We start from the raw sequence: 22,997 nt of genomic DNA on the forward strand, positions 1-22,997 counted from the left end.
GATGCTCCTCCCCCGCCCTCGCGTGCGCCCGTAACCCGAGGTGGCGGCGGGAGTTGAGAACTCCGTGGAAGAGACCATCGGAGTCACGTCAGCCGCGCACATCCCGAAGCAGCGCGGAGAAGCCTTGCTGGACACGGCCGTGCGATACGCGGAGGAGCGTCACTGGGACATCTTCCCTGGTACCTGGCTCGAGTCGGCCGAAGGAGCCGAGCACTGCTCGTGCGGCGACCCGGCGTGCGCCGCACCCGGCGCACACCCCGCGCGCGAGGACTGGGCGACCCAGGCCACCGGCAGCGCCACCGTGGCCCGCCGCCTGTGGCAGAAGCACCCCAAGGCGTCGATCCTGCTGCCCACGGGGCGTACGTTCGACGCGATCGACGTCCCCGAGACCGCCGGGTTCCTCGCGCTCGCCCGCATGGAGCGCATGGAACTCACCCTCGGCCCGGTGACCTGCACCCCGGACCGGCGCATGCAGTTCTTCGTGCTCCCCGGCGCCGCCGCGAAGGTCCCCGACCTCGTGCGCAAACTGGGCTGGCCCCCGGCCGCCATCGACCTGACCACCCTCGGCGAGGGCTCCTACGTGGCCGCTCCCCCGACCCGCTTCGGCGCCTTCGGCGCGGTCCAGTGGGCCTGCCGCCCCACCGCCGCCAACCGCTGGCTGCCGGACGCGGAGGAGATCATCTCCCCGCTGGCGTACGCGTGCGGGAGGGAAGCGCGCCGCTGACCGCCCGACCCCCCTCCCGGTGGCCGCCGCCGACGTATCGTGCGAGGACGGCCATGGCGGTGAAAGGGCGGCACGGTGAGTGAAACGGCGGCGGTACGGGTCCAGGGGCTCTGGAAACGGTTCGGCGAGCAGATCGCGGTGGCCGGGATCGACCTGGCGCTGCCCGCGGGCAAGTTCATCGGCCTCGTCGGGCCGAACGGCGCCGGGAAGACCACCACCCTCTCCATGGTCACGGGCCTGCTCAGGCCGGACCAGGGCACCGTCGAGATCGCCGGCCACGACGTGTGGCGCGACCCCGTCGAGGTCAAGGCCCGGATCGGCGTCCTCCCCGAGGGCCTGCGGCTCTTCGAGCGGCTCTCGGGGCGCGAACTCCTCGCCTACACCGGGCGGTTGCGGGGGCTGCCCGGCGCGGAGGTCGACAAACGCGCCACCCAGCTCCTGGACGTGCTCGGCCTCGCGGGCGCCCAGCACAAGCTCGTCGTCGACTACTCCACCGGCATGCGCAAGAAGATCGGCCTCGCGGCCGCCCTGCTGCACAACCCCGAGGTGCTCTTCCTCGACGAGCCGTTCGAAGGCGTCGACCCGGTCTCCGCCCAGACGATCCGCGGCGTCCTGGAGCGCTACACCGCCTCCGGCGCCACCGTCGTCTTCTCCTCCCACGTCATGGAACTCGTCGAGTCGCTGTGCGACTGGGTGGCCGTCATGGCCGCGGGCCGCATCCGCGCCCATGGCACGCTCGCCGAGGTGCGCGGCGACGCGCCCTCCCTCCAGCGGGCGTTCCTCGAACTCGTCGGCGCGCAGGGCCGCGACGCGGCCTCCGATCTCGACTGGCTGGGCGGCGGCGCCCGATGACGACATCCGCGTCCGCCGCGGCGATCACTCCGGTCTTCGTACGCCTGAAGCTGTCCCTGCTCCGCAACGGCCTGCGGCAGTCCGCCAAGCGCCGGGCCGCCTACATCGCCTCCGTCACCGTCACCCTCCTCTTCGCCGCGCTCCAGCTCCTCGGCCTGATCGCGCTGCGCGGCAACGAACACGCCGCCACCGTCTGCGTCCTGCTCACCGGAGTCCTCGCCCTCGGCTGGGCCGTCATGCCGCTGTTCTTCCCGAGCGGCGACGAGACCCTCGACCCCACCCGCCTGGTGATGCTGCCGCTGCGCCCCCGGCCGCTGGTGCGGGCCCTGCTCGTGGCGTCGCTGGTCGGCATCGGGCCGCTGTTCACGCTCTGCCTGGCCGTCGGCGCGACGATCGCACTCGCCCACGGCGTGGCGGCCGCCGCCACCGGCGTCCTCGCCACCGCGCTCACCCTCCTGATCTGCGTGGCCCTGGCCCGCGCGGTCGCCGCCGCCAACATCCGCCTGCTGACCAGCCGCAAGGGCCGTGACCTCGCCGTCCTCAGCGGCCTGGTCATCGCGGTCGGCGCGCAGGCCGTCAACTTCGGGGCGCAGAAACTCGGTTCGTCCGGCCTGTCCACGCTCGACCCGGCGGCGGCCGTCGTGCGCTGGGTCCCGCCGGCCTCGGCGCTCGGCGCGGTGGACTCCGTGAGCGAGGGCGCGTACGCGACCGGGGCCGCCCAGCTCGCGCTGAGCGCGGCGGCCCTGCTGGCCCTCCTCGCGTTCTGGCAGCGCAGCCTGACCCGCCTGATGACGACCCCCGACAGCTCGACGCTGGCGGCGGCGGAACCGGACAAGGGCACGTCCCGCGCCTCCGGCGCCCTCGGCGTCCTGCTCCCGGCGGGCCGCACCGGCACCGTCATGGAGCGGAGCCTGCGGTACATGTGGCGCGACCCGAAGACGAAGGCGGCCTGGGTGACCTCGCTGGCCATCGGCCTGATCGTGCCGGTCTTCAACGCCCTCCAGGGCACCGGCTCGGTGTACTTCGCGTGCTTCGCGGCGGGCATGCTCGGCATCCTCATGTACAACCAGTTCGGCCAGGACACCTCGGCGTTCTGGATGGTGGCCATGACGATCTCGACGACCCGCGACGCCTACGTGGAACTGCGCGGCCGCGCCCTGGCCATACTCCTGGTCACCCTCCCCTACGCCACCCTCGTCACCGTCCTCACCACGGCGATGCTCGGCGCCTGGCCCGCCCTGCCCGACGCCCTCGGCCTCTCGTACGCCCTGCTCGGCGCGATGCTGGCGACGGGCGCCTGGTCCTCGGCCCGCTTCCCGTACTCGATCCCGCAGGAGGGCCACAAGAACGTGGCGCCCGGCCAGGCGGGCCTCGCCTGGCTCTCCATCTTCGGCGGCATGGTCGCGGGGGCCCTGCTGTGCGCCCCGGTCCTGGCCCTCACGATCTGGCTGCACGCCTCCGACGCGACCTCCTGGACGTGGCTCGTGCTCCCCCTGGGCACGGCGTACGGCTGGATGATCGCCGAGGCCGGGTTGCGCCTGGCGGCCCCGCGGGTGGCGGGCCGCCTGCCGGAGATCCTCACGGCGGTCAGCAAGGGGTAGCCGCCGGCCGATGACTTTCGCGCGGCGGCCCGGTCTCATGTGAGCAGTTGATGTTCGATTCGACGAGCCATCGAACCGACGGACGACCAGGAGACCTTTCATGCGCACCTTGATCAGCACCGCCTTCGTCTCGCTCGACGGCGTCGTGGAGGCCCCCGGCGGCGAACCGGGCTACCGGAACGCGGGCTGGACCTTCAAGGACATCGACTTCCTCCCGGAGGCCTTCGAGATCAAGGGCCGGGAGCAGGAGGAGGCCACCGCGATGCTGCTGGGCCGGGTCAGCTACGAGGCGTTCAGCCCGGTCTGGCCGGACATGGAGGACTTCGCCACGTACAAGCCGATGCCCAAGTACGTGGTCTCCACGACGCTCGGCGAGGACGACCTGGTCGACGGCTGGGGCGAGACGACGATCCTGCGCTCGCTCGACGAGGTGGCCGCGCTGAAGAAGACCGAGGGCGGCCCGGTCATCGTGCACGGCAGCGCCACCCTCAACCGCGCCCTGTCGGACGCGGGCCTGATCGACCGCTACCACCTGCTGGTCTTCCCGCTGCTGCTGGGCGCGGGCAAGCGGCTGTTCAGCGACGCGGACAAGGACACGCGGAAGCTGAGGCTGGTCGAGCACGAGGCGTACGCGAACGGCGTCCAGAAGAACGTCTTCGACGTCGTCCACTGAGGCGGGAGGCGCAAGGCGCCGTGCGGGAACGCAGGCGACCCGCGAGCCGTGGTTCCCGCCGCGCCGGACGGGCCGGGGCGACAGGAAGCCGGCCGGACGTACCGGCGGCTCGCGGGTCGGGTGACTGCTTGGGAATAGGGCCGGCTGCACGCACATCACACGTGCTGGTCCGGCGCCGAATTCGTACTGCGACGACGGGCCGCTAGCCCGCAGTCACCTCACGCGTCCGGTTTCCATACATCTGCCGAACCACCTCCCTTCTCGTGTGCACGCCACCCTAGGAACCGCTCCGGGCACCGCACAACCGGTTTTTCGCGCCCGGCGACTCCCGCCAATTCCCGGCGTTTTCCCGGAACTTGCTGTGGGGTGGGTCACGTTCAAGTTGAATGATCTGAGGACACGGCCTGTAGGGGGGGTTCGAGGTGAGTGCTTCGCGGCGGAGCGGAACTACCGACGAACTGGGTCCCGGTGAGCCCGAGCCCGGCGGGGCGGAGTTGCTCGCGGCGTTGCTGGACGGGATGGACGCGGCGCTGTGCGCGTTCGACGCCGACGGTGTGGTGACCCATTGGAACCGGGAGGCCGAGCGCGTCCTCGGCTGGTCGGCGGCGGAGGCCGTCGGGCGCCGGGGGCTCGCCGGGTGGGCGGTGCGGGCCGCGGACGCCGCGGAGATCGAGGGGCGGCTGCTGTCCGCGATGGACGCGCCGGGGCGGCAGGTGCACGAGTTCGCCCTGGTGACCAAGGACGGCGGGCGGGTCCTGGTGCGGATGCAGTCCGCCGCCGTGCTCGGCGGGGACGGGAAGCCGGCGGGGGTGTACTGCGCCTTCAGCGAGGTCCACGCGCAGATCGACCTGGAGCGGTCCATCGCCCTGAGCGAGGCGCTCTTCGAGAACGCCTCCTGGGGTGTCGTGCTCGTCGACGCGGACCTGCGCCCCGCGGTGGTGAACGAACACGCGGCCCGCGCCCTGGGCGTCGGGCGTACGGCGGTCCTCGGGCGGCCCCTCGCGGATCTGCTCGGGCAGGGCGTCGAGGAGCTGGAGAGCGCGTTGGCCCATGTGCTCGCCGAGGGCGCGCCGCCCGCGCCCGCCGAGCTGTGGGTGTCGGTGCGGGCCGGTGGCGGCCAGGAGGACGGGTTCGAGCGGCGGTGCTGGCGCAGCGGTTTCCTGCGGCTGGCCTCGCCGCTCGCCGAGGAGCCGGTGCCGCTCGGCGTCGGCTGGCTCTTCCAGGACGTGACCGAGGCGAAGCTGACCGAGCAGGAGGCCTCGCAGCTGCGGTTCCGCTCCCAGCAGCTGCACCGCGCGGCACGGGCCGCCGCCGAGTGCGAGGACCCCATGGAGGCGGCCACCGTCCAGCTGGACTTCGCGCTCGCCGGGTTCGCCGACCATGCCCTGGTGGACCTGGTGGCCGGTGAGGACCCGGTGCGCCTGGTCCGGGTCGCGGCGACGCCCGCGGGGCCGCCGGGGCCGTGCCTGCCGGTGGCCATGGCGGGGATACCGGTGCGCTATCCGGAGGGGCATCCGGCGCCGCAGTGCGTGGAGCGGGGCGGTTCGGTGCGGGCGAGCGCGGGCGCGGCGTCCCCGGAGCGGGCCCGGGCGTGGGCCGCGGCCCGGCAGTGGCCACCGGAGACGGTGCACGCGCTCTGCGCGGTGCTGCGCAGCCGGGGCCGGACCCTGGGCGTGGTGACGTTCCTGCGCGGCCCGGGCCGCGCCCAGTTCGACCGCGCGGACGCGACGTACGCGGAGAGCGTCGCCCCCAGGGTCGCGGCGTCGCTGGACCTCGCGGGGGCGCCGGGCGGGTGATGGCTCGGCGGGACCTCTCCCTCACGTGAGGCACTCTCCCGTCGTCTCGCGGAGGCCGATGATCCGCTGGACTTGCCAGGCGTACAGCTCCAGTTGGGCCGGGGTGAGGATGAGTACGGCCTCGCTGGTACCGCCGTCCTCGTAGTGCACCGTGACGGGCATGGCACCCTGGCGGGCCCGAGAGTCGTAGATCACGTCCCGTTTCATCGGGGTGACATGCGTGACCTGCGCCGGGACCGGCCGCAGGGCTGAGCCGTCGGCGGGCGCTGACCATTCGTCACCGCCCCCGGGCGGGCGCAGGTGGTAGGTCGTCGTTCCCGGTCGGGGAAGGGCTACCACGACCCCGATGCGGCCGTCCCGCGCGGAGTCGCGGACAAGGTCACCGAGTCGCGGATGGAACGGGGCCGCCGTTCCCAACCCAGGGCCCTGGCAGGGGAGATGAGGGGCTTCGCGTCCTGTCATGTGCTCGAGGCTACGAGCGCGCCAGGGGCCCCATATGAATCGCAGGAATACGACCCTCGTACGCCCCTTGCCCGACCCTCATCCGTCCAGGTGGAAGCGGTCGGACATCCGTCGCAGTTTTTCGCGCGTCGCGGCCCGCTCGGCGTGGACGATGCTGCGCAGAGTGGAACGGGCGATGGGGTGATGGCGTACGAGCTGGGGGGCGAGTCGTTCGGCGGTCTCCAGCTCGGACAGGGCGCGCCCCCTGTTCCCGTCCCACAGCCAGGCGCGGGCCAGGTCCATGTGGTGGTGCCCCTGGCGCGAGTTGGGGAGACTGCCGATCAGTACCGGGCTTGTGCGGCGGTCTATCGCCAGGGCTTTGGTCTGGTCACCGGTCTCCAGGGCGACGCTGATCGCGTGGATCTGGACATTGCCCGGCGAGAACGTCACCGAGTGCCGGTCATGGACCGGTGGTCCCTGGTAGGCGCTCATCCGCTCGGCGGCGACGCGGGCATGTCCGATGCGGTCCTCGGCCTCCGACGTCCGGTTGGCCCGCGCGGCAGCGACCGCGGCACGGAGATGGAGCGAGCCCCACATGCGCAGGGCAAGCGGTTCTCCCTGGTCGTAGCCCTCCTGGATGCTGCCGAGGGCCTTGTCCGACAGCGCGAGGGAGTCGTCCCAGTCGGCGGTGGCCCACATGTCCCAGACCCGCATCCAGTCGGTGAGCGCGGGCATCAGAGGGTCGCCGGACAGCCGGGCAGACCAGGCGGCCCGTTCGGCGGCCATGGCGATCAGTTCAGGATGCCCGAGCGCGTGTGCCGCCGTGTGCGCGAACTTGCACGCCACCGCGTACACGGCGTACGCCTCCTCGCGGTCGTGGCCCGACGACACCTCGGCCAGGGCACGAGCCTCCCGGAGGAGATCCGGCAGCACCCCGAGGATCGCGACATTGGCGGCCGCGTCCCGCAGCCGGTGCAGCCGGGTCACCTCACGCCACAGCTCGCTGGACGGGCGCGGCCTCCCGTCGAAGACCGGCGCCAGGTCGTAGCGCCGCAGCTCGCGCAGGATCGACGCGGCGGCCACCTGCCACTGATTCTCAGTCGGGCTGCTCGTGTAGGGCCGTCCGATCAGATCGTTGGGGTGCACGTGCAGCTCGGTCGCGAGCAGGTTGAGGAGCCCTACGCGGTCGATCTCGATCAGGCCGCGCTCCACCTTCGACACCCAGCCCTGCGTCCTGCCCAGAGCTGCCGCCAGGTCGGCCTGCGGCATGCCGAGCCGGAGCCGCGCCCGGCGCACGCGGCGCCCGATCTCCTCGGTTTCTTCCAACATCAGCACACTCCCCACCAGACCGCGGCCGCCGGCGGCGTTCGAGCATGTGTCGGGGCGGCACAGCTCCATCCGTTCAAGCGCGTCACTCAGAACGGTACCCAGACCCATGGGCGCGTGTCGTCGGACACGGTCGCGCACCTCTTCGAGCCCCGGACCACAGGTCCTGGGGGGGCGCCTTCAGTGCCGGTAGAAGATCCGCTCGCCGTACTCCTGGAACACCCGTCCGTTCCAGTCGTGTCCCCCGTCCACGTTCCCGGACCGGAGCAGCGGGGGCTGCACGCCCCGTGCGGCCAGCTGCTCCACGGCGGCGGCGACCATGGCCTGCATCAGGGCGTTCGTGACGACGCTGGAGGCGGGGCCGAAGGGCGCGTCGACGCCGTCGAGGGACAGCTCCGCGTCGCCCACCGCGATCTTGGAGTCGACCACGACGTCGCAGTGGTCCTTGAGGAAGCTGCCCGAGACGTGCCGCGACCTGGTCTCCGCCGCGTACGCCACGGAGGTGAAGCCGATGACCTTGAGGCCCAGCGCGCGGGCGTTCATCGCCATCTCCACCGGCAGGGAGTTCCGCCCGGAGAGCGAGACGATCACCAGGACGTCGCCGGGGCGGGCCGGCGAGGAGTCGAGGACGGCGCCCGCGAGGCCGTCGACGCGCTCCAGGGCGGAGCCGAGCGTCGCGGGCATCACGTCGACGCCGACCACGCCGGGGACGGCCATGAGGTTCATCAGGGCGAGGCCGCCCGCGCGGTAGACGACGTCCTGCGCGGCGAGCGAGGAGTGCCCGGCGCCGAAGGCGAAGAGGCGGCCGTCGGCCGCGGCCGCGTCGGCCAGCAGGGCGCCCGCCTCGGCGATGTTCCCGGACTCCTCGTCGCGGACCCGCTGGAGCAGGCCGATCGCGGCGTCGAAATACTGACCGGCCAGCTTGCTCTCGCTCTTGGAGCTCATTCGCATCACGTTGCGGTCTGGCCCAGTGCCCTGTCAACAGGGTCTCCGGACGGCCGGGGGCCGGTTTCACCGCGGCGCGGCACGGTTGTCGGCGGTATGCGTCAGAATTGAGGGCAGGGCCAGCGCACGAGCGAATTCTGAGGGGCACCCATGTCGGGGCTGATTGACACCACTGAGATGTATTTGCGCACCATCCTCGAGCTGGAGGAGGAAGGTGTCGTCCCCATGCGCGCCCGGATCGCCGAGCGGCTCGATCAGAGCGGACCGACGGTGAGCCAGACCGTGGCGCGCATGGAGCGCGACGGCCTGGTGGCGGTCGCCAGCGACCGTCACCTGGAGCTGACCGAGGAGGGCCGCCGTCTGGCGACCCGCGTGATGCGCAAGCACCGCCTGGCGGAGTGCCTGCTCGTCGACGTGATCGGGCTCGAATGGGAGCAGGTCCACGCCGAGGCGTGCCGCTGGGAGCACGTGATGAGCGAGGCGGTGGAGCGCCGTGTCCTGGAGCTGCTGCGCCACCCCACCGAGTCTCCGTACGGCAACCCGATCCCGGGCCTGGAGGAGCTGGGCGAGAAGGACGGCGCGGACCCGTTCCTGGACGAGGGCATGGTCTCCCTCACGGAGCTGGACCCGGGCCCGGACGGCAAGACGGTCGTGGTGCGCCGCATCGGCGAGCCGATCCAGACGGACGCCCAGCTGATGTACACGCTGCGGCGGGCCGGCGTGCAGCCGGGCTCCGTGGTGAGCGTGACGGAGTCGCCGGGCGGCGTGCTGGTGGGCAGCAGCGGCGAGGCCGCGGAGCTGTCCTCGGAGATCGCCTCGCACGTCTTCGTCGCCAAGCGCTGAGGCCACTGAGGGGTGTGCGGCAACTTCCGCCGGATGACGGAAAGTTGGCGGGCCTCCGCGATCTCCGCGAGTTCTCGCGGAGGCCAAGATTCAGTGTGCGGAATCGCAGCGCGGGAACGCTTTGCGTGCGAGGCTGTCGCGAGAGGCATATGACCTGAGGCTCTGGACCGTGTCGGCGCCGCACCGCCGACGGTCCGGCCGTGCGGCCGGAGAGGGGGCGGGAGGATGCGCCCGTCTGGTGAGCTGGGACGCGAGGGCCCCGGCGCCCGAAGGCGCCGGGGCCTGTCCTCCCCTGCGTCGACCCGGAGCCCCGAGCTCTCAGGGTCGTCCCCCACGGGCCCATGTCCCCGAGCGGCCCGCCTCCCGATGAAGATCTCCCCTCGGCCACGCCCGTCAATCCTGGAGGGTGGTCACCCGAACGAGGGGTGTTATCCGCGAACCGGCTGCTTTCGAAAGGGAGTTCGATAGCGTGCGGGGGTGTGAGGCAGGACCAGGCGTGAATCCCGAGTGGAATCAAGGGGGGTGCCAGGAATCATGGTGCGGCGCATCGACGTGACGGGCGCGGGGGGCGTACGCCTCGCCGCCTGGGAGTTCGCCGACCCTCCCAAGGAGAGGGAGGCGGAGGGCGCACCGGGCGGGGTGCTGTTGCTGCACGGCCTGATGGGCCGGGCCTCCCACTGGGCGGGCACGGCCCGCTGGCTCTCCGAGCGGCACCGCGCGGTCGCCCTCGACCAGCGCGGCCACGGCCAGAGCGAGAAGCTCCCCGACGGCCCCTACACCCGCGAGGCCTACGTGGCCGACGCCGAGGCCGCCCTGGAACAGCTCGGCCTCGCGCCCGCCGTCCTCATCGGCCACTCCATGGGCGCGCTCACCGCCTGGCAGCTGGCCGCCCGCCGCCCCGACCTCGTCCGGGGCCTGGTCATCTGCGACATGCGGGCCTCGGCGCTGGGCGCGGCCTCGCAGCGCGAGTGGGAGGCGTGGTTCGCCTCCTGGCCCGTGCCGTTCGCGACCCTCGCCGACGTGCGCAAGTGGTTCGGCGAGGACGACCCCTGGGTGGAGCGCCCCAACCCCTCGCGGGGCGCGTTCTTCGCCGAGGTGATGGCCGAGGGCCCGGACGGCTGGCGGCCGGTGTTCGACCCCGCCCAGATGCTGCGGTCCCGCGAGACGTGGGTGCACGACGCGCACTGGGAGGAGCTGATGCAGGTCCGCTGCCCCGCGCTCGTGGTCCGCGGTCTCGACGGCGAGCTGGGCCGGGCCGAGTCCCAGGAGATGGTCCGCGTGCTGCCCCGCGGGCAGTACGCGGAGGTGCCCGACGCCGGTCACCTCGTCCACTACGACCAGCCGGAGGCCTGGCGCGCGGCCGTCGAGCCGTTCCTGGACGGCGTCCTCACGGGCTGAGGCGCTCCACCCGCCACACCGGGTCGCCCTCGCCGCACACGTACCGCAGGCGGTCGTGCAGGCGGTTCCTGCGGCCCTGCCAGAACTCCACCGCCCGGGGGGTCACCCGGAAGCCGCCCCAGTTCGGCGGCACGGGGACCTGCTCGCCCTCGGGGTAGCGGGCGGCCAAGTCGGCGTACGCCCTGTCCAGTTCGTCCCGGGAGGCGAGGGCGGACGACTGGGCGCTGGCCCAGGCGCCGAGCTGGGAGCCGTGCGGCCGGGTGCGGAAGTAGGCGACCGTCTCCTCGCGCCCGACGCGCGCCGCGGTGCCGGAGACGATGACCTGGCGGGCCATGGGGTGCCAGGGGAAGAGCAGCGAGACGTGCGGGTTGACGGTGATCTCGCGGGCCTTGCGGGATTCGTAGTTGGTGAAGAAGACGAAGCCGCGTTCGTCGAAGCCCTTCAGGAGCACCGTGCGGGAGCTGGGCCGGCCCTCGGCGTCGGCCGTGGAGACGACCATGGCGTTCGGCTCGGGGAGGGCGTCCGTGTCGCGCACCGCCTCCTTGAACCAGTGCGCGAACTGTTCCATGGGCCCGGCGGGCAGGCCGGCCTCCGCGAGCCCTTCGGTGACGTACTGCTCACGCATGCCGGCCGGCTCGGGAAGCGGTTCGGGAAGGGAGGCGCTGGAGTCGGTCACACGGTCATCTTGCCGTATACGACGCGCGGCTCACCGGGCCTCCGGAGGAGGGGCGTACGGTGCCGCGGGGAGGTGACGTCTGGCACTGAGTGCCGCATTCCATCGCCAAAGGTGGCACCAACGGATATCGTCCTGCTGCCGCAGTCGGTGGGGTGACCACCCGCCGCGCGGGGCATCACCGGGATGACCGTTTCGGACCGCGAGTCGGCGAACGCGCCGGATACCGGCGTACTCGACCGCGGAACCGGATCGTAACCGCCCGTTTTTGACGCATGGTCATGAGCTGATCGCGACCCCATCTCTCACCCACCATCCTGTCGAACCCATCACGAGGAGCCGCCTGATGTCCGACTTCGTACCCGGCCTTGAAGGAGTCGTCGCGTTCGAGACGGAGATCGCCGAACCGGACAAGGAAGGCGGCGCGCTTCGTTACCGCGGCGTCGACATCGAGGACCTGGTCGGCCACGTCTCGTTCGGGAACGTGTGGGGCCTGCTCGTCGACGGCGCCTTCAACCCCGGCCTGCCGCCCGCCGAGCCCTTCCCGATCCCGGTGCACTCCGGGGACATCCGCGTCGACGTGCAGTCCGCGCTCGCCATGCTCGCCCCCGTGTGGGGCCTGCGCCCCCTGCTGGACATCGACGAGCGGCAGGCCCGCGAGGACCTGGCGCGCGCCGCCGTCATGGCCCTGTCCTACGTCGCCCAGTCGGCGCGCGGCCAGGGCCTGCCGATGGTGCCGCAGCGGGAGATCGACAAGGCCGAGACCGTCGTCGAGCGGTTCATGAAGCGCTGGCGCGGCGAGCCGGACCCCAAGCACGTGAAGGCCGTCGACGCGTACTGGACGTCGGCCGCCGAGCACGGCATGAACGCCTCCACGTTCACCGCCCGCGTCATCGCCTCCACCGGCGCGGACGTGGCGGCGGCGCTGTCGGGTGCCGTCGGCGCCATGTCGGGGCCGCTGCACGGCGGGGCGCCGTCCCGGGTCCTCGGCATGATCGAGGAGATCGAGCGCACGGGTGACGCGGTGGCGTACGTGAAGCAGGCGCTGGACAAGGGCGAGCGGCTGATGGGCTTCGGCCACCGGGTGTACCGGGCCGAGGACCCGCGCGCGCGGGTGCTGCGGCGCACCGCCCGCGAGCTGGGGGCGCCGCGCTTCGAGGTCGCCGAGGCGCTGGAGAAGGCGGCCCTGGACGAGCTGCACGCCCGCCGTCCCGACCGGGTCCTCGCCACCAACGTGGAGTTCTGGGCGGCGATCGTCCTGGACTTCGCGGAGGTCCCGGCGCACATGTTCACGTCGATGTTCACGTGCGCGCGGACGGCCGGGTGGTCGGCGCACATCCTGGAGCAGAAGCGGACGGGGCGGCTGGTCCGCCCGTCGGCGCGGTATGTCGGGCCGGGCTCGCGCCGCCCGGAGGAGATCGAGGGCTTCGGGGACATCGCGCGCTGACGCCCGCGGGACCTATCGCCCCGGGGCGCCGCCCAGCGCTGTGTCGACCAGCACCGTCCACTGCGCGACCACCCGCTCCCGCCGGGCCCGGTCGTCGGTCAGCAGGTTCGCGAGGCCGAGGCCACGGGCCATGTCAAGGAGGCCCTGGATGGTCTCGCGGACGCCGGGGCGGGACTCGTCGGCGCCGAGCAGCTCCACCGCTATGCGGTGGGTCTCGCGGCCGACGCGGGCTTCGAGTTCCGTGACGCGCGAGCCCAGCTGGGGTTCGTTCGACGCAGCCACCCACAGGTGGAGCGCCGCCCGGAAGAGCGGGCCGGTGTAGAGGCCGACGAGGGCGGCGACCACCGAGGCCGGGTCCTGGGCGGGCAGGGCGCGCAGGGCCGTGGAGCGCTGTTCGGCGACGTACTCCACGGCGGCCGTGAAGAGGTCCTCGCGGGTCGGGAAGTGGTGCTGGGCGGCGCCCCGCGACACCCCGGCCCGCTCGGCGACCACGGAGACCGTCGAGCCCGCCCAGCCGTGCTCGGCGAGGCACGACACGGCGGCCTCCAAAAGCCTCCGCCGCGTCGCGCGGCTGCGGTCCTGCTTGGGCGCCCGGTCGGCGGTGGTCACAGCACCCATGGGGGCTCCCGTCGTTCGAGGAACGCCCCCGTCCCCTGCTGTGCCTCCGGGGAACCGAAGAGCCGCGCGGACAGGGCGACCAAGGCGTCCGAGTGTGCGTCGAATGCGTCGAGCACCTTAGCCGTGAGCAGCCGCTTCGTCTCGGCCAGGGCGCCCGGCGCCGCCTTGCGCAGCCCGTCGAGCATCGGTGCGAGCCCGGCGTCCACGTCGTCGGCGTACGCCGTGACGAGGCCGGCCCGCGCCGCCTGGGCCCCGTCGAAGCGCTCCCCGGTGAGGTGGTAGCGGGCGGCGGCGCTCGGGTCGAGGCGGGGCAGCAGCGTCAGGGAGATGACGGCGGGCGCGACCCCGACGCGGACCTCCGTGAGCGCGAAGGAGGCGCCAGGCCCGGCGACCGCGAGGTCGCACGCGCCGAGCAGCCCGAGTCCGCCCGCCCGCACATGCCCGTCCACCCGGGCGAGCACCGGTTTCGGCAGCTCCACGATCTGCCGCAGCAGCCGTACGAAGTCCCGGGGGTCCGGTGGCTCGCGCAGGTCGGCCCCGGCGCAGAACGCCGTCCCGGTGTGGGTGAGGACGACCGCACGGACGCCGGGGTCCGCGCCGAGGCCGTGGAGGGCCTCGGCGAGGGCGGCCACCAGCTCCGCCGAGAGCGCGTTGCGGCGCTCGGGGAAGTCCAGGGTGACGGTGACGATCCCGCGCTCCGGGGAGGAGACGACCAGGCTCATGAGGGGCTCCTCAGCACGACTTCGGCATGACTTCGGTACGGCTCAGTACGACTTGGGCAGGCCGAGCGTCTGGTGGGAGACGTAGTTGAGGATCATCTCCCTGCTGACGGGGGCGATGCGGGCCACGCGGGAGGCGACGATGAGCGAGGCGAGGCCGAACTCCTTGGTGAGGCCGTTGCCGCCGAGGGTGTGCACGGCCTGGTCGACGGCCTTCACACAGGCGTCGGCGGCGGCCAGCTTCGCCATGTTGGCGGCCTCGCCCGCGGCCGTGTCCTCGCCCTCGTCGTAGAGCCGGGCGGCCTTCTGCGTCATCAGGCGGGCCAGTTCGATCTCGATGTGGGACTGGGCGAGGGGGTGGGCGATGGCCTGGTGGGCGCCGATGGGCGTCTTCCAGACGGTGCGTTCCTTCGCGTACTCGGTGGCGCGGCGCAGCGCGTACCGCGCCATGCCGAGCGCGAAGGCGGCCGTCATGATCCGCTCGGGGTTCAGGCCCGCGAAGAGCTGGAGGAGGCCCGCGTCCTCGTCTCCGACGAGCGCGTCGGGGGGCAGCCGTACGTCGTCGAGCACCAGCTCGAACTGTTTCTCGGCCGCCTGGAGTTCCATGGCGATCTGCCGCCGTTCAAAGCCCGGGGTGTCGCGCGGGACGATGAACAGGCACGGCTTGAGGCTGCCGGTGCGGGCGTCCGACGTCCGGCCGACGATGAGGGTGGCGTCGGCGATGTCGACGCCGGAGATGAACACCTTGCGGCCGGTCAGGAGCCAGTCGCCGGAGCCGGGGTCGCGGCGGGCCGTGGTGGTGATGCGGTGGGAGTTGGAGCCCGCGTCCGGCTCGGTGATGCCGAAGGCCATGGTGCGGGAGCCGTCGGCGAGGCCCGGCAGCCAGGCCCGCTTCTGTGCCTCGGTGCCGAAGCGGGCGATGACGGTGCCGCAGATGGCGGGCGAGACGACCATCATCAGGAGCGGGGAGCCGGCCGCGCCCAGCTCCTCCAGGACGATGGAGAGTTCGGCGATGCCGCCGCCCCCGCCGCCGTACTCCTCGGGCAGGTTCACCCCGAGATAGCCGAGCTTGGCGGCGTCCGTCCACAGTTCGTCGGGGTGGCCGCCGTCCGCCATGACGCGGGTCATGTAGTCGCGGCCGTAGCGCTTGCCGAGGGCGGCGACGGCGGCGCGCAGGGCCTGGTGCTCCTCGGTTTCGAGGACGGTGCTGCGGGCCGAGTTGCGTGCGGTGCTCATACGGACTCCTCCGGTTCGGCGGCGGCCTGGACGACGGCGAGCAGCGCGCCGACCTCGACCTGGCGGCCGGGGGCGGCGTGCAGTGCGGTGAGCGTGCCGGAGGCGGGAGCGCAGACGCGGTGCTCCATCTTCATGGCCTCCAGCCAGACGAGGGGCTGCCCGGCGGTGACGGCCGCGCCCTCGGCGAGCCCCTCGGCGACGCGGACGACGGTGCCCGGCATGGGGGCCAGCAGGGAGCCGGGGGCGCGGCGGGCGGTGGGCGCGGGGAGCAGGGGCAGCGCGGTGAGGGCGGTGTCGCCGCGGGCGGTGGTGACGTGCACCCGCTCTCCGTACCGTGTCACGGTGAACTGCCGGCGTACCCCCGCCACTTCCAGCTCGACGGCTGTCGGCGTCACGGTGAGCACCCGTACGCCCTCGGCGGTCAGGCCGCCCCGGGTGTGGTCGTAGCGGACCTCGTGCTCGGCGCCGTCGGCCTCGGTGCGGTAGCGCTTGCGGTGGGGCTGTGAGCGGAGGTTGCGCCAGCCGCCGAACCGGGAGCGGCCGCGGGCGTCGGCGAGGGCGGCGGCGAGCGGGGCGTGCGGGTCGGGCGCGGCGGCGGCGAGCGCGGTGGCGTGCCGGTCGTAGAAGCCGGTGTCCATGCGGGCGCCGGTGAACTCCGGGTGCCGCAGGGAGCGTACGAGCAGGTCGCGGTTGGTGACCGGGCCGTGGACGGTGGCCCGCTCCAGGGCGCCCGCCAGCTTCCGCACGGCCTCGGCGCGGGTGGGCGCGTGGGCGACGGCCTTGGCGAGCATCGGGTCGTAGTGGACGCCGATCGAGTCGCCGTCGGTGTAGCCGGTGTCCAGGCGCACCCCCGGCACGTCCAGGCGGTGCAGGGTGCCGGTCTGCGGGGCCCACCCGGCCGCCGGGTCCTCCGCGTACAGGCGGGCCTCGACGGCGTGCCCGCGCGCGGGCGGCGGCTCCTCGTCCAGGGCGTGGCCCTCGGCGACCCGGATCTGGAGCGCCACCAGGTCGACGCCGAACACGGCTTCGGTAACGGGGTGTTCCACCTGGAGGCGGGTGTTCATCTCCAGGAAGTGCGCCCGGCCGCCGGCCACCAGGAACTCGACGGTGCCCGCGCCGCGGTACCCGGTCACGCGCGCGGCCCGCACCGCCTGGGCGTGCAGCTCCGCGACCAGTTCGGGGGCGAGGCCGGGTGCCGGGGACTCCTCGATGACCTTCTGGTGGCGGCGCTGGAGGGTGCAGTCGCGGGTGCCGAGCGTCCACACGGTGCCGTGCGCGTCGGCCATGAGCTGCACCTCGACGTGCCGGCCGCCCTCGATGTACGGCTCGACGAACACCTCGCCGTCCCCGAAGGCGCTCGCGGCCTCGGCGCGCGCCGCCGCCAGCTCCCCCGCGAGGTCGGCCAGCTCGCGTACGACACGCATGCCGCGCCCGCCACCGCCCGCGGCCGCCTTCACCAGCACCGGCAGGTCGGCTTCGGTGACCTCGCCGAGCGGTGCGAGGCCCATCAGCTCCTTGGCGCGGGTCTTGGACGCCATGGCCTCGATCGCCTCGGGCGGCGGGCCGATCCAGGTCAGGCCCGCGTCCTGGACGGTGCGCGCAAAGCCCGCGTTCTCGGAGAGGAAGCCGTAGCCGGGGTGGACCGCGTCGGCGCCCGCGGCCTGGGCGGCCTTCACGACGAGGTCGCCGCGCAGGTACGTCTCACCGGGCGCCGAGCCGGGCAGCCGTACCGCCGTGTCGGCCTCGCGCACGTGCAGGGCGTCGGCGTCGGCGTCGGAGTACACGGCGACGGTGGCGATGCCCAGCTCGCGGCAGGTGCGGAAGACGCGGCAGGCGATCTCGCCGCGGTTGGCCACCAACAGGGAAGCGATCATGGGAAAGTTCCTCACATCCGGAAGACGCCGAAGCCGCCGCGCGCGCCCTCGAAGGGGGCGGTGTGGATCGCGGAGAGGCAGATACCGAGGACGGTGCGGGTGTCGCGCGGGTCGATGACCCCGTCGTCGTAGAGCCGCCCGGAGAGGAACATCGGCAGCGACTCCGCCTCGATCTGCTGCTCCACCATGGCCCGCAGCCCCGCGTCGGCTTCGGCGGCTTTTTGATCGTATGGCTGCCCCTTCGCGGCGGCCGACGCGCGCGCCACGATCGACAGGACGCCGGCGAGCTGCTGCGGGCCCATGACGGCGGACTTCGCGCTCGGCCAGGCGAAGAGGAAGCGGGGGTCGTAGGCGCGCCCGCACATGCCGTAGTGCCCGGCGCCGTAACTCGCGCCCATGAGGACGGACAGGTGCGGGACACGCGAGTTGCTGACCGCGTTGATCATCATCGCGCCGTGTTTGATGATGCCGCCCTGCTCGTACTCCTTGCCGACCATGTAACCGGTGGTGTTGTGCAGGAACAGCAGCGGGATGTCGCGCTGGTTGGCGAGCTGGATGAACTGGGCGGCCTTCTGGGACTCCTCGCTGAACAGCACGCCCTGGGCGTTGGCGAGGATGCCGACCGGGTAGCCGTGCAGGGTGGCCCAGCCGGTGGTGAGGCTGGTTCCGTACAGCGGCTTGAACTCGTCGAAGTCGGAGCCGTCGACGATGCGGGCGATGACCTCGCGCGGGTCGAAGGGCTTCTTCAGGTCGCCGGGGACGATGCCGAGGAGTTCGTCCTCGTCGTACTTCGGCGGCTCGACGGTGAGCGGATCCGGATCGGCGGACGCCTTGCGCCAGTTGAGGCGCGCGACGACGCGGCGCGCCTGGCGCAGGGCGTCGCGCTCGTCCTCGGCCAGGTGGTCGGCGAGGCCGGAGGTGCGGGCATGCATCTCGGCGCCGCCCAGCGACTCGTCGTCGCTCTCCTCGCCGGTCGCCATCTTCACCAGCGGCGGCCCGCCGAGGAAGACCTTCGCGCGCTCCTTGACCATGATCACGTGGTCGCACAGGCCGGGGACGTACGCGCCGCCCGCCGTGGAGTTCCCGAAGACGACGGCGATGGTCGGGATGCCGGCCGCCGAGGACTGCGTGAGGTGTTTGAACAGGGCGCCGCCCGGGATGAAGATCTCCTTCTGGGACGGCAGGTCGGCGCCGCCGGACTCCACGAGGTGGATCGACGGCAGCCGGTTGGCGTGTCCGATCTCGTGCGCGCGGAAGGCCTTCTTCAGCGTCCAGGGGTTGGAGGCGCCGCCCCGGACGGTCGGGTCGTTGGCGGTGATCAGGCACTCGACGCCCTCGACGACGCCGATGCCGGTGACCATGGAGGCGCCGACCGGGTAGTCGCTGCCCCAGGCCGCCAGCGGCGACAGCTCCAGGAAGGGCGTGTCCGGGTCGAGCAGCAGCTCGATGCGCTCCCGGGCGAGCAGCTTGCCGCGCTTGCGGTGCCGTTGGACGTACTTCTCGCCGCCGCCCTCCAGGGCCTTGGCCTGCTCGGCGTCGAGCGCGGCCAGCTTCTCCAGCATGGCGGCGCGGTGCTCGGCGTACTCGGCGCTCGCGGGGTCGAGCGCGGAGGCGAGGACGGTCACAGCGCCCCCTCCGGCGACGGGCGGTCCTGCGGGTTCACAGCAGCTCCTCCGGGATGTCCAGGTGGCGGGCGCGCAGCCACTCGGCGAGGCCCTTGGCCTGCGGGTCGAAGCGGGCCCGCGCGGCCACGCCCTCGCCGAGCAGCCCCTCGACGACGAAGTTCAGGGCGCGCAGGTTGGGCAGGTCGTGGCGTACGACGGTCAAGTCGGCGGTCTCCGGGAGCAGTTCCCGGAAGCGGTCCACGGTCAGTTCGTGGGCGAGCCACCGCCACGCGTCGTCGGTGCGCACCCACACGCCGACGTTGGCGTCGCCGCCCTTGTCGCCGCTGCGGGCCCCGGCGACGAGGCCGAGGGGCGCGCGGCGGGTGGGGCCCGGCGGGAGGGGCTCGGGCGGGGGCGGCGGCGGCACGTCGGCCGGTACGAGGGTGTCGGCGGCGCCGGACGGCACCGGGCGCCGCTCCCCGTCCGGCATGACCGCCACGTGCGCCACGGCGGACCGCTCGACGTACGCCGCCTCGAAGACGCCGTAGGGCGCGCCCTTGCCGGGCGGCGCCGTCACGTGGAAGCCGGGGTAGCTGCCGAGGGCGAGTTCGACGGCGGCACCGCCGATCGCGCGGCCCACCGTGTCCGCGTCGGGGTCGCGCACGACGAGCCGCAGCAGCGCGGACGCGGTCTCCTCGGTGGCCGCGTCGGCGTGGTCGGTGCGGGCCAGCTCCCAGCGGACCTCGGCGGGGCGGGACGTGGCGCGGTCGAAGGCGTCCTCCAGCTGGGCGCGGACGAGGGCGGCCTTGGCCTCGACGTCCAGGCCGGTGAGGACGAAGACGACTTCGTTGCGGTGGCCGCCGAGCCGGGTCAGGCCCGCCTTCAGCGTCGGGGGCGGTGCCTCGCCGCGCACGCCGGCGATCCGTACGCGGTCCGGGCCCTGCTGGGTGAGGGTGACCGTGTCGAGGCGGGCGGTGACGTCCGGGCCCGCGTACCGGGCGCCCTGCGTCTCGTACAGGAGCTGCGCGGTGACCGTGCCGACGTCGACGAAGCCACCGGTGCCGTCGTGCTTGGTGATGACCGCCGAGCCGTCCTCGTGGACCTCGGCGAGGGGGAAGCCGGGGCGGCGCGCGGCCTCCGGGCCGTGCTCGGCGAAGAAGGCGTAGTTGCCGCCGGTGGCCTGTGTCCCGCACTCCAGGACGTGCCCGGCGACGACCGCGCCCGCGAGCCGGTCGTACGCGTCCGGCGCCCACCCGAAGTGCGCGGCGGCGGGCCCGCTGACCAGCGCGGCGTCGCTCACCCGCCCGGTGACGACCACATCGGCACCGGCTGCCAGGCAGGCCGCGATGCCGGCGCCGCCGAGGTAGGCGTGGGCGGTGAGGGCGCCGGGGAAGCGGCCTTCGGGCCCGCCGAGGTCGTCGCCCTCCACGTGCGCGACCCGTACCGGCACGCCGAGCCGGGCGGCCAGCTCCCGCACGGCGTCGGCGAGCCCGGCCGGGTTGAGCCCGCCCGCGTTGGCGACGAGCTTCACACCGCGGTCGTGGGCAAGCGCGAGGCACTCCTCCAGCTGCCGCAGGAACGTCTTGGCGTACCCGCGCGAGGGGTCCTTCAGGCGGTCGCGGCCGAGGATCAGCATGGTCAGCTCGGCGAGGTAGTCACCGGTCAGGACGTCGAGGGGGCCGCCGGTCAGCATCTCCCGCAGGGCGTCGAACCGGTCGCCGTAGAACCCGGAGGCGTTGCCGATCCGCAGAGGCGTCCGGGTCACTTCCCACCGCCCTGCTCGCGGCGCGGCGCGCGGCCCTCGCCGGGTTCGTCAGGCGGCCCAGCGACCAGCGGACGGATGTCGCACGCGGACCCGGTCACGCGCTGGGCGGAGGCGGCGCCGATGCGCAGAAGCGGCCGGATCACTTCCCACCGCCCTGCTCGCGGCGCGGGGCGCGGCCCTCGCCGGGTGGGCCCGCGAAGGCCTGGGCGATGTCCAGCCAGCGGTCGGCGTCGGCGCCCTCGGCGCGCACCGCCAGGTCGGCGCGGTGCGCGCGGCGCGTCACGAGCAGGCAGAAGTCGTACGCGGGCCCGGTCACGCGCTGGGCGGCGCCCTCGGGCCCGTACGCCCATACCTCGCCCGTCACCGGCGAGGTCAGCTCGACGCGGAACTCCTCGGCCGGCGCGGCGGCCCCGCGCACGGCGAAGGCGAAGTCCCGCGCCCGCACCCCGATCCGCGCGACGTGCCGCAGCCGGTCCGTCGGCGTGCGCGTCACGCCGAGGGCGTCCGCCACGTCCTGGCCGTGCGCCCAGGTCTCCATGAGCCGCGCGCTCGCCATGGACGGCACGGCCATGGGCGGCCCGTACCAGGGCAGCCGGGTTCCGGCGGGGGCGTCGGCGAGGGCCCGCCACAGCGCGTCCCGCCCGGCCCGCCAGCGGGCGAGCAGCGCGGCGGGCGGCAGCGCGGCCCCTTCCTCGGCGCCCTCGTCCACGAACGTGCCGGGGTTCGCCGCGGCCTTCTCCGCCTCGGCGGCGAAGGCCTCCGGGTCGGTGGCGGCGAGCAGCGCGGCCCGGTCGGTCCAGGCGAGGTGCGCGATCTGGTGGGCGATCGTCCAGCGCGGCGCGGGCGTCGCGAGGGCCCAGCGGTCGTCGCTCAGCTCCGCGACGAGCCGGTCGAGTTCCTCGCTCTCGCCGCGCAGGTCGTCGAGCACGGGCAGGGCATCGGACACGGAACGCTCCCCTCGGGGCACGAGTGTGGCCTCCCCTGCCCGGACGGCGCCGAGAGCGCGGGGAAGTGCCTGGGAGCATGGCAGCGCCCACCGAAACAAGCAAGCGTGCTTGCATTGTTTCTGGCCGCGCGCCCTTCCCGTACAGGACTCCTAGAAGCCCCGCTCGCGCCGCAGCGCCTCGACCTCCAGGGCCAGGACGGCCATGTCGTGCAGCCGCGCGTAGTACCCGGCGGCGTACGGGTCGTCGAGCGCCGGGAGGACCGCGTCGAACACCGCCATCAGTCGCGTGAAGTCCGCGTACTGCCGGTCGGAGAGGGGGCCCTTGAGGACGTGGGCCGAGTAGGCGTAGGCGTCCGCGTCGAGCAGCACCAGGTCCTGGCCCGCGACGTCCATGCCGCGGGCCCCGGGCGGGAAGGGCCTGCTCATGTGCGCGGCCGCCATCAGTACGAGGGCGTCACGCTTCTCCTTGAAGGCGCCGGGTTCCTCCCCGGGCACGTCGGCGGCCATCTCAGCTCTCCGCCTTCCGCGCGGCCTTCGCGTCCGCCCGCCCCCGGCCCCGCCCCACCTGCGTCCGCACCGCGCCCATGCTCGCCACGATGACCAGGGAGATCGCCAGCGCCTCGGCGACCGTCAGGGCCTGGCTGAGGACGAGGAACCCGGCGACGGCGGCGATGGCCGGTTCCAGGCTCATCAGGACCGCGAAGGTGTGCGAGGGCAGGCGCCGCAGCGCGAGGAGTTCCAGGGTGTACGGCAGCACGGACGACAGCACGGCGACCACCGCGCCCAGCGCCAGCGTGCCCGGCTCGACGAGCCTCGCCCCGGACTCGATGATCCCGAGCGGCAGGAACAGCACCGCCGCGACGACCATCGCGAGGGCCAGCCCGTCGGCCTGCGGGAAGCGCCGTCCGGTGCGCGCGCTGAAGACGATGTACGCGGCCCACATCGCGCCCGCCCCGAGCGCGTAGGCGACGCCGACCGGATCGAGGCCGCTGAAGCCGCCCCCGCCGCCGAGCAGGAAGACCCCGCAGAGCGCGAGCCCGGCCCAGACCAGGTTCACCGCGCGGCGCGAGGCGAAGACGGAGAGCACGAGCGGCCCGAGCACTTCGAGGGTGACGGCGGGGCCCATCGGGATGCGGGCGACGGACTGGTAGAAGAGGCCGTTCATCCCGGCCATGGTCACGCCGAAGGCGACCACCGTGCCCCAGTCGGACCGCGCGTGCCCGCGCAGCTTCGGGCGGCACACGGCGAGCAGCACGAGCGCGGCGAACGCGAGCCGCAGCGTCACGATGCCGAGCGCCCCGGCGCGCGGCATGACGCTCACCGCGACCGCGCCGCCGAACTGCACGGAGACGCTGCCCGCGAGGACGAGCCCGACCGGTCCCAGCCGGGCGCGGAGGCCGCCCCGGGGCGCGGCGGCGGCCTCGGCGCCCGCGACTTCCGGCTGCTGGGCCACGACGGGGGCCACCTCGGGAGCCACCTCGCGGGCCCCCTCGGGGGCCATCCCGGTGGCTCCCGC

21 protein-coding genes are annotated in these 22,997 nt (G+C 73.6%); 8 read left to right on the forward strand and 13 right to left on the reverse strand.

Translation table 11 applies throughout. The annotated features are described in order from the left end of the window. The first annotated feature begins 64 nt into the window (after nucleotides 1-64). The 5 genes from J2N69_RS15735 to J2N69_RS15755 all read left to right on the forward strand — a co-directional run bounded on the left by J2N69_RS15735 (nucleotide 65) and on the right by J2N69_RS15755 (nucleotide 5,646). Nucleotides 65-724: a bifunctional DNA primase/polymerase gene (locus J2N69_RS15735; RefSeq protein WP_230901332.1), complete on the forward strand. Its 660-nt coding sequence runs from the start codon at nucleotides 65-67 to the stop codon at nucleotides 722-724. Between the two features lie 75 nt (nucleotides 725-799). Beyond that, nucleotides 800-1,576 (forward strand): ABC transporter ATP-binding protein, encoded by a 777-nt coding sequence (locus tag J2N69_RS15740; RefSeq protein ID WP_230901333.1) that lies wholly within the window; start codon nucleotides 800-802, stop codon nucleotides 1,574-1,576. Continuing rightward, a complete protein-coding gene (locus J2N69_RS15745; RefSeq protein ID WP_230901334.1) occupies nucleotides 1,573-3,177 on the forward strand; it encodes a transporter in 1,605 nt (534 codons plus the stop codon). The genes J2N69_RS15740 and J2N69_RS15745 overlap by 4 nt, the downstream gene beginning before the upstream one ends. A 100-nt stretch (nucleotides 3,178-3,277) precedes the next feature. After that, nucleotides 3,278-3,850, forward strand: a complete 573-nt coding sequence (locus tag J2N69_RS15750; protein ID WP_230901335.1) for a dihydrofolate reductase family protein — start codon at nucleotides 3,278-3,280, stop codon at nucleotides 3,848-3,850. Between the two features lie 422 nt (nucleotides 3,851-4,272). Beyond that, entirely contained in the window at nucleotides 4,273-5,646 is a 1,374-nt protein-coding gene (locus J2N69_RS15755) for a PAS domain-containing protein (RefSeq protein WP_230901336.1), read from the forward strand. Between the two features lie 21 nt (nucleotides 5,647-5,667). On the opposite strand, the gene J2N69_RS15760 is transcribed toward J2N69_RS15755, so the two are convergent. From J2N69_RS15760 to J2N69_RS15770, 3 genes are all read right to left on the reverse strand, one after another. Next, nucleotides 5,668-5,841, reverse strand: a complete 174-nt coding sequence (locus J2N69_RS15760; protein WP_230901337.1) for a hypothetical protein — start codon at nucleotides 5,839-5,841, stop codon at nucleotides 5,668-5,670. A 345-nt stretch (nucleotides 5,842-6,186) separates the two neighbouring features. Beyond that, nucleotides 6,187-7,416, reverse strand: a complete 1,230-nt coding sequence (locus J2N69_RS15765) for a helix-turn-helix domain-containing protein (protein WP_230901338.1) — start codon at nucleotides 7,414-7,416, stop codon at nucleotides 6,187-6,189. Nucleotides 7,417-7,593: 177 nt separating this feature from the next. After that, the gene (locus J2N69_RS15770; protein WP_230901339.1) at nucleotides 7,594-8,358 is read right to left on the reverse strand and encodes an SIS domain-containing protein; all 765 of its coding nucleotides are present in this window, start codon (nucleotides 8,356-8,358) and stop codon (nucleotides 7,594-7,596) included. Nucleotides 8,359-8,508: 150 nt separating this feature from the next. Here J2N69_RS15770 and J2N69_RS15775 point away from each other — a divergent pair, with 150 nt between their 5' ends. Continuing rightward, nucleotides 8,509-9,201: a metal-dependent transcriptional regulator gene (locus J2N69_RS15775; RefSeq protein WP_127908626.1), complete on the forward strand. Its 693-nt coding sequence runs from the start codon at nucleotides 8,509-8,511 to the stop codon at nucleotides 9,199-9,201. Between the two features lie 534 nt (nucleotides 9,202-9,735). Next, nucleotides 9,736-10,599: an alpha/beta fold hydrolase gene (locus J2N69_RS15780; protein ID WP_230901340.1), complete on the forward strand. Its 864-nt coding sequence runs from the start codon at nucleotides 9,736-9,738 to the stop codon at nucleotides 10,597-10,599. Here J2N69_RS15780 and pdxH read toward each other — a convergent pair. Then, nucleotides 10,589-11,293, reverse strand: coding sequence for a pyridoxamine 5'-phosphate oxidase (gene pdxH, locus J2N69_RS15785; protein WP_408056896.1), 705 nt, complete (start codon nucleotides 11,291-11,293; stop codon nucleotides 10,589-10,591). The genes J2N69_RS15780 and pdxH overlap by 11 nt on opposite strands. 325 nt (nucleotides 11,294-11,618) lie before the next feature. Here pdxH and J2N69_RS15790 point away from each other — a divergent pair, with 325 nt between their 5' ends. Beyond that, a complete protein-coding gene (locus tag J2N69_RS15790; RefSeq protein ID WP_230901342.1) occupies nucleotides 11,619-12,719 on the forward strand; it encodes a citrate synthase 2 in 1,101 nt (366 codons plus the stop codon). Between the two features lie 12 nt (nucleotides 12,720-12,731). On the opposite strand, the gene J2N69_RS15795 is transcribed toward J2N69_RS15790, so the two are convergent. The 9 genes from J2N69_RS15795 to J2N69_RS15835 form a co-directional block, all read right to left on the reverse strand. Then, nucleotides 12,732-13,337 (reverse strand): TetR/AcrR family transcriptional regulator, encoded by a 606-nt coding sequence (locus tag J2N69_RS15795; protein ID WP_230901343.1) that lies wholly within the window; start codon nucleotides 13,335-13,337, stop codon nucleotides 12,732-12,734. Next, nucleotides 13,325-14,059 (reverse strand): enoyl-CoA hydratase family protein, encoded by a 735-nt coding sequence (locus tag J2N69_RS15800; protein WP_230901344.1) that lies wholly within the window; start codon nucleotides 14,057-14,059, stop codon nucleotides 13,325-13,327. The genes J2N69_RS15795 and J2N69_RS15800 overlap by 13 nt, the downstream gene beginning before the upstream one ends. Before the next feature lie 42 nt (nucleotides 14,060-14,101). Next, nucleotides 14,102-15,292 (reverse strand): acyl-CoA dehydrogenase family protein, encoded by a 1,191-nt coding sequence (locus J2N69_RS15805; protein ID WP_230901345.1) that lies wholly within the window; start codon nucleotides 15,290-15,292, stop codon nucleotides 14,102-14,104. Next, on the reverse strand, nucleotides 15,289-17,166 hold the full coding sequence (locus J2N69_RS15810; protein WP_230901346.1) for an acetyl/propionyl/methylcrotonyl-CoA carboxylase subunit alpha: 1,878 nt from the start codon (nucleotides 17,164-17,166) through the stop codon (nucleotides 15,289-15,291). Before J2N69_RS15810 ends, J2N69_RS15805 begins: the two co-directional genes overlap by 4 nt. A gap of 11 nt (nucleotides 17,167-17,177) precedes the next feature. Continuing rightward, nucleotides 17,178-18,791, reverse strand: a complete 1,614-nt coding sequence (locus J2N69_RS15815) for an acyl-CoA carboxylase subunit beta (RefSeq protein WP_230901347.1) — start codon at nucleotides 18,789-18,791, stop codon at nucleotides 17,178-17,180. Nucleotides 18,792-18,825: 34 nt separating this feature from the next. Next, a complete protein-coding gene (locus tag J2N69_RS15820) occupies nucleotides 18,826-20,535 on the reverse strand; it encodes an acyclic terpene utilization AtuA family protein (RefSeq protein ID WP_230901348.1) in 1,710 nt (569 codons plus the stop codon). Between the two features lie 139 nt (nucleotides 20,536-20,674). Further along, nucleotides 20,675-21,481: a TIGR03084 family metal-binding protein gene (locus J2N69_RS15825; RefSeq protein WP_230901349.1), complete on the reverse strand. Its 807-nt coding sequence runs from the start codon at nucleotides 21,479-21,481 to the stop codon at nucleotides 20,675-20,677. A 150-nt stretch (nucleotides 21,482-21,631) separates the two neighbouring features. Beyond that, a complete protein-coding gene (locus J2N69_RS15830) occupies nucleotides 21,632-21,988 on the reverse strand; it encodes a hypothetical protein (RefSeq protein ID WP_230901350.1) in 357 nt (118 codons plus the stop codon). A gap of 1 nt (nucleotide 21,989) precedes the next feature. Continuing rightward, nucleotides 21,990-22,982, reverse strand: a complete 993-nt coding sequence (locus J2N69_RS15835; RefSeq protein ID WP_408056897.1) for an EamA family transporter — start codon at nucleotides 22,980-22,982, stop codon at nucleotides 21,990-21,992. Nucleotides 22,983-22,997 lie beyond the last annotated feature (15 nt).

The organism is Streptomyces huasconensis (assembly GCF_021028635.1).
GTDB classification, from domain to species: domain Bacteria; phylum Actinomycetota; class Actinomycetes; order Streptomycetales; family Streptomycetaceae; genus Streptomyces; species Streptomyces huasconensis.

What these genes read in the sequence shown, in the direction of transcription:
- J2N69_RS15745 (WP_230901334.1), top strand. Translation starts at nt 1,573, where the DNA reads ATGACGACATCCGCGTCCGCCGCGGCGATCACTCCGGTCTTCGTACGC.
- J2N69_RS15750 (WP_230901335.1), top strand. Translation starts at nt 3,278, where the DNA reads ATGCGCACCTTGATCAGCACCGCCTTCGTCTCGCTCGACGGCGTCGTG.
- J2N69_RS15765 (WP_230901338.1), bottom strand. Translation starts at nt 7,416, where the DNA reads ATGTTGGAAGAAACCGAGGAGATCGGGCGCCGCGTGCGCCGGGCGCGG.
- J2N69_RS15770 (WP_230901339.1), bottom strand. Translation starts at nt 8,358, where the DNA reads ATGAGCTCCAAGAGCGAGAGCAAGCTGGCCGGTCAGTATTTCGACGCC.
- J2N69_RS15775 (WP_127908626.1), top strand. Translation starts at nt 8,509, where the DNA reads ATGTCGGGGCTGATTGACACCACTGAGATGTATTTGCGCACCATCCTC.
- J2N69_RS15780 (WP_230901340.1), top strand. Translation starts at nt 9,736, where the DNA reads ATGGTGCGGCGCATCGACGTGACGGGCGCGGGGGGCGTACGCCTCGCC.
- J2N69_RS15790 (WP_230901342.1), top strand. Translation starts at nt 11,619, where the DNA reads ATGTCCGACTTCGTACCCGGCCTTGAAGGAGTCGTCGCGTTCGAGACG.
- J2N69_RS15795 (WP_230901343.1), bottom strand. Translation starts at nt 13,337, where the DNA reads ATGGGTGCTGTGACCACCGCCGACCGGGCGCCCAAGCAGGACCGCAGC.
- J2N69_RS15800 (WP_230901344.1), bottom strand. Translation starts at nt 14,059, where the DNA reads ATGAGCCTGGTCGTCTCCTCCCCGGAGCGCGGGATCGTCACCGTCACC.
- J2N69_RS15805 (WP_230901345.1), bottom strand. Translation starts at nt 15,292, where the DNA reads ATGAGCACCGCACGCAACTCGGCCCGCAGCACCGTCCTCGAAACCGAG.
- J2N69_RS15810 (WP_230901346.1), bottom strand. Translation starts at nt 17,166, where the DNA reads ATGATCGCTTCCCTGTTGGTGGCCAACCGCGGCGAGATCGCCTGCCGC.
- J2N69_RS15830 (WP_230901350.1), bottom strand. Translation starts at nt 21,988, where the DNA reads ATGGCCGCCGACGTGCCCGGGGAGGAACCCGGCGCCTTCAAGGAGAAG.
- J2N69_RS15835 (WP_408056897.1), bottom strand. Translation starts at nt 22,982, where the DNA reads ATGGCCCCCGAGGGGGCCCGCGAGGTGGCTCCCGAGGTGGCCCCCGTC.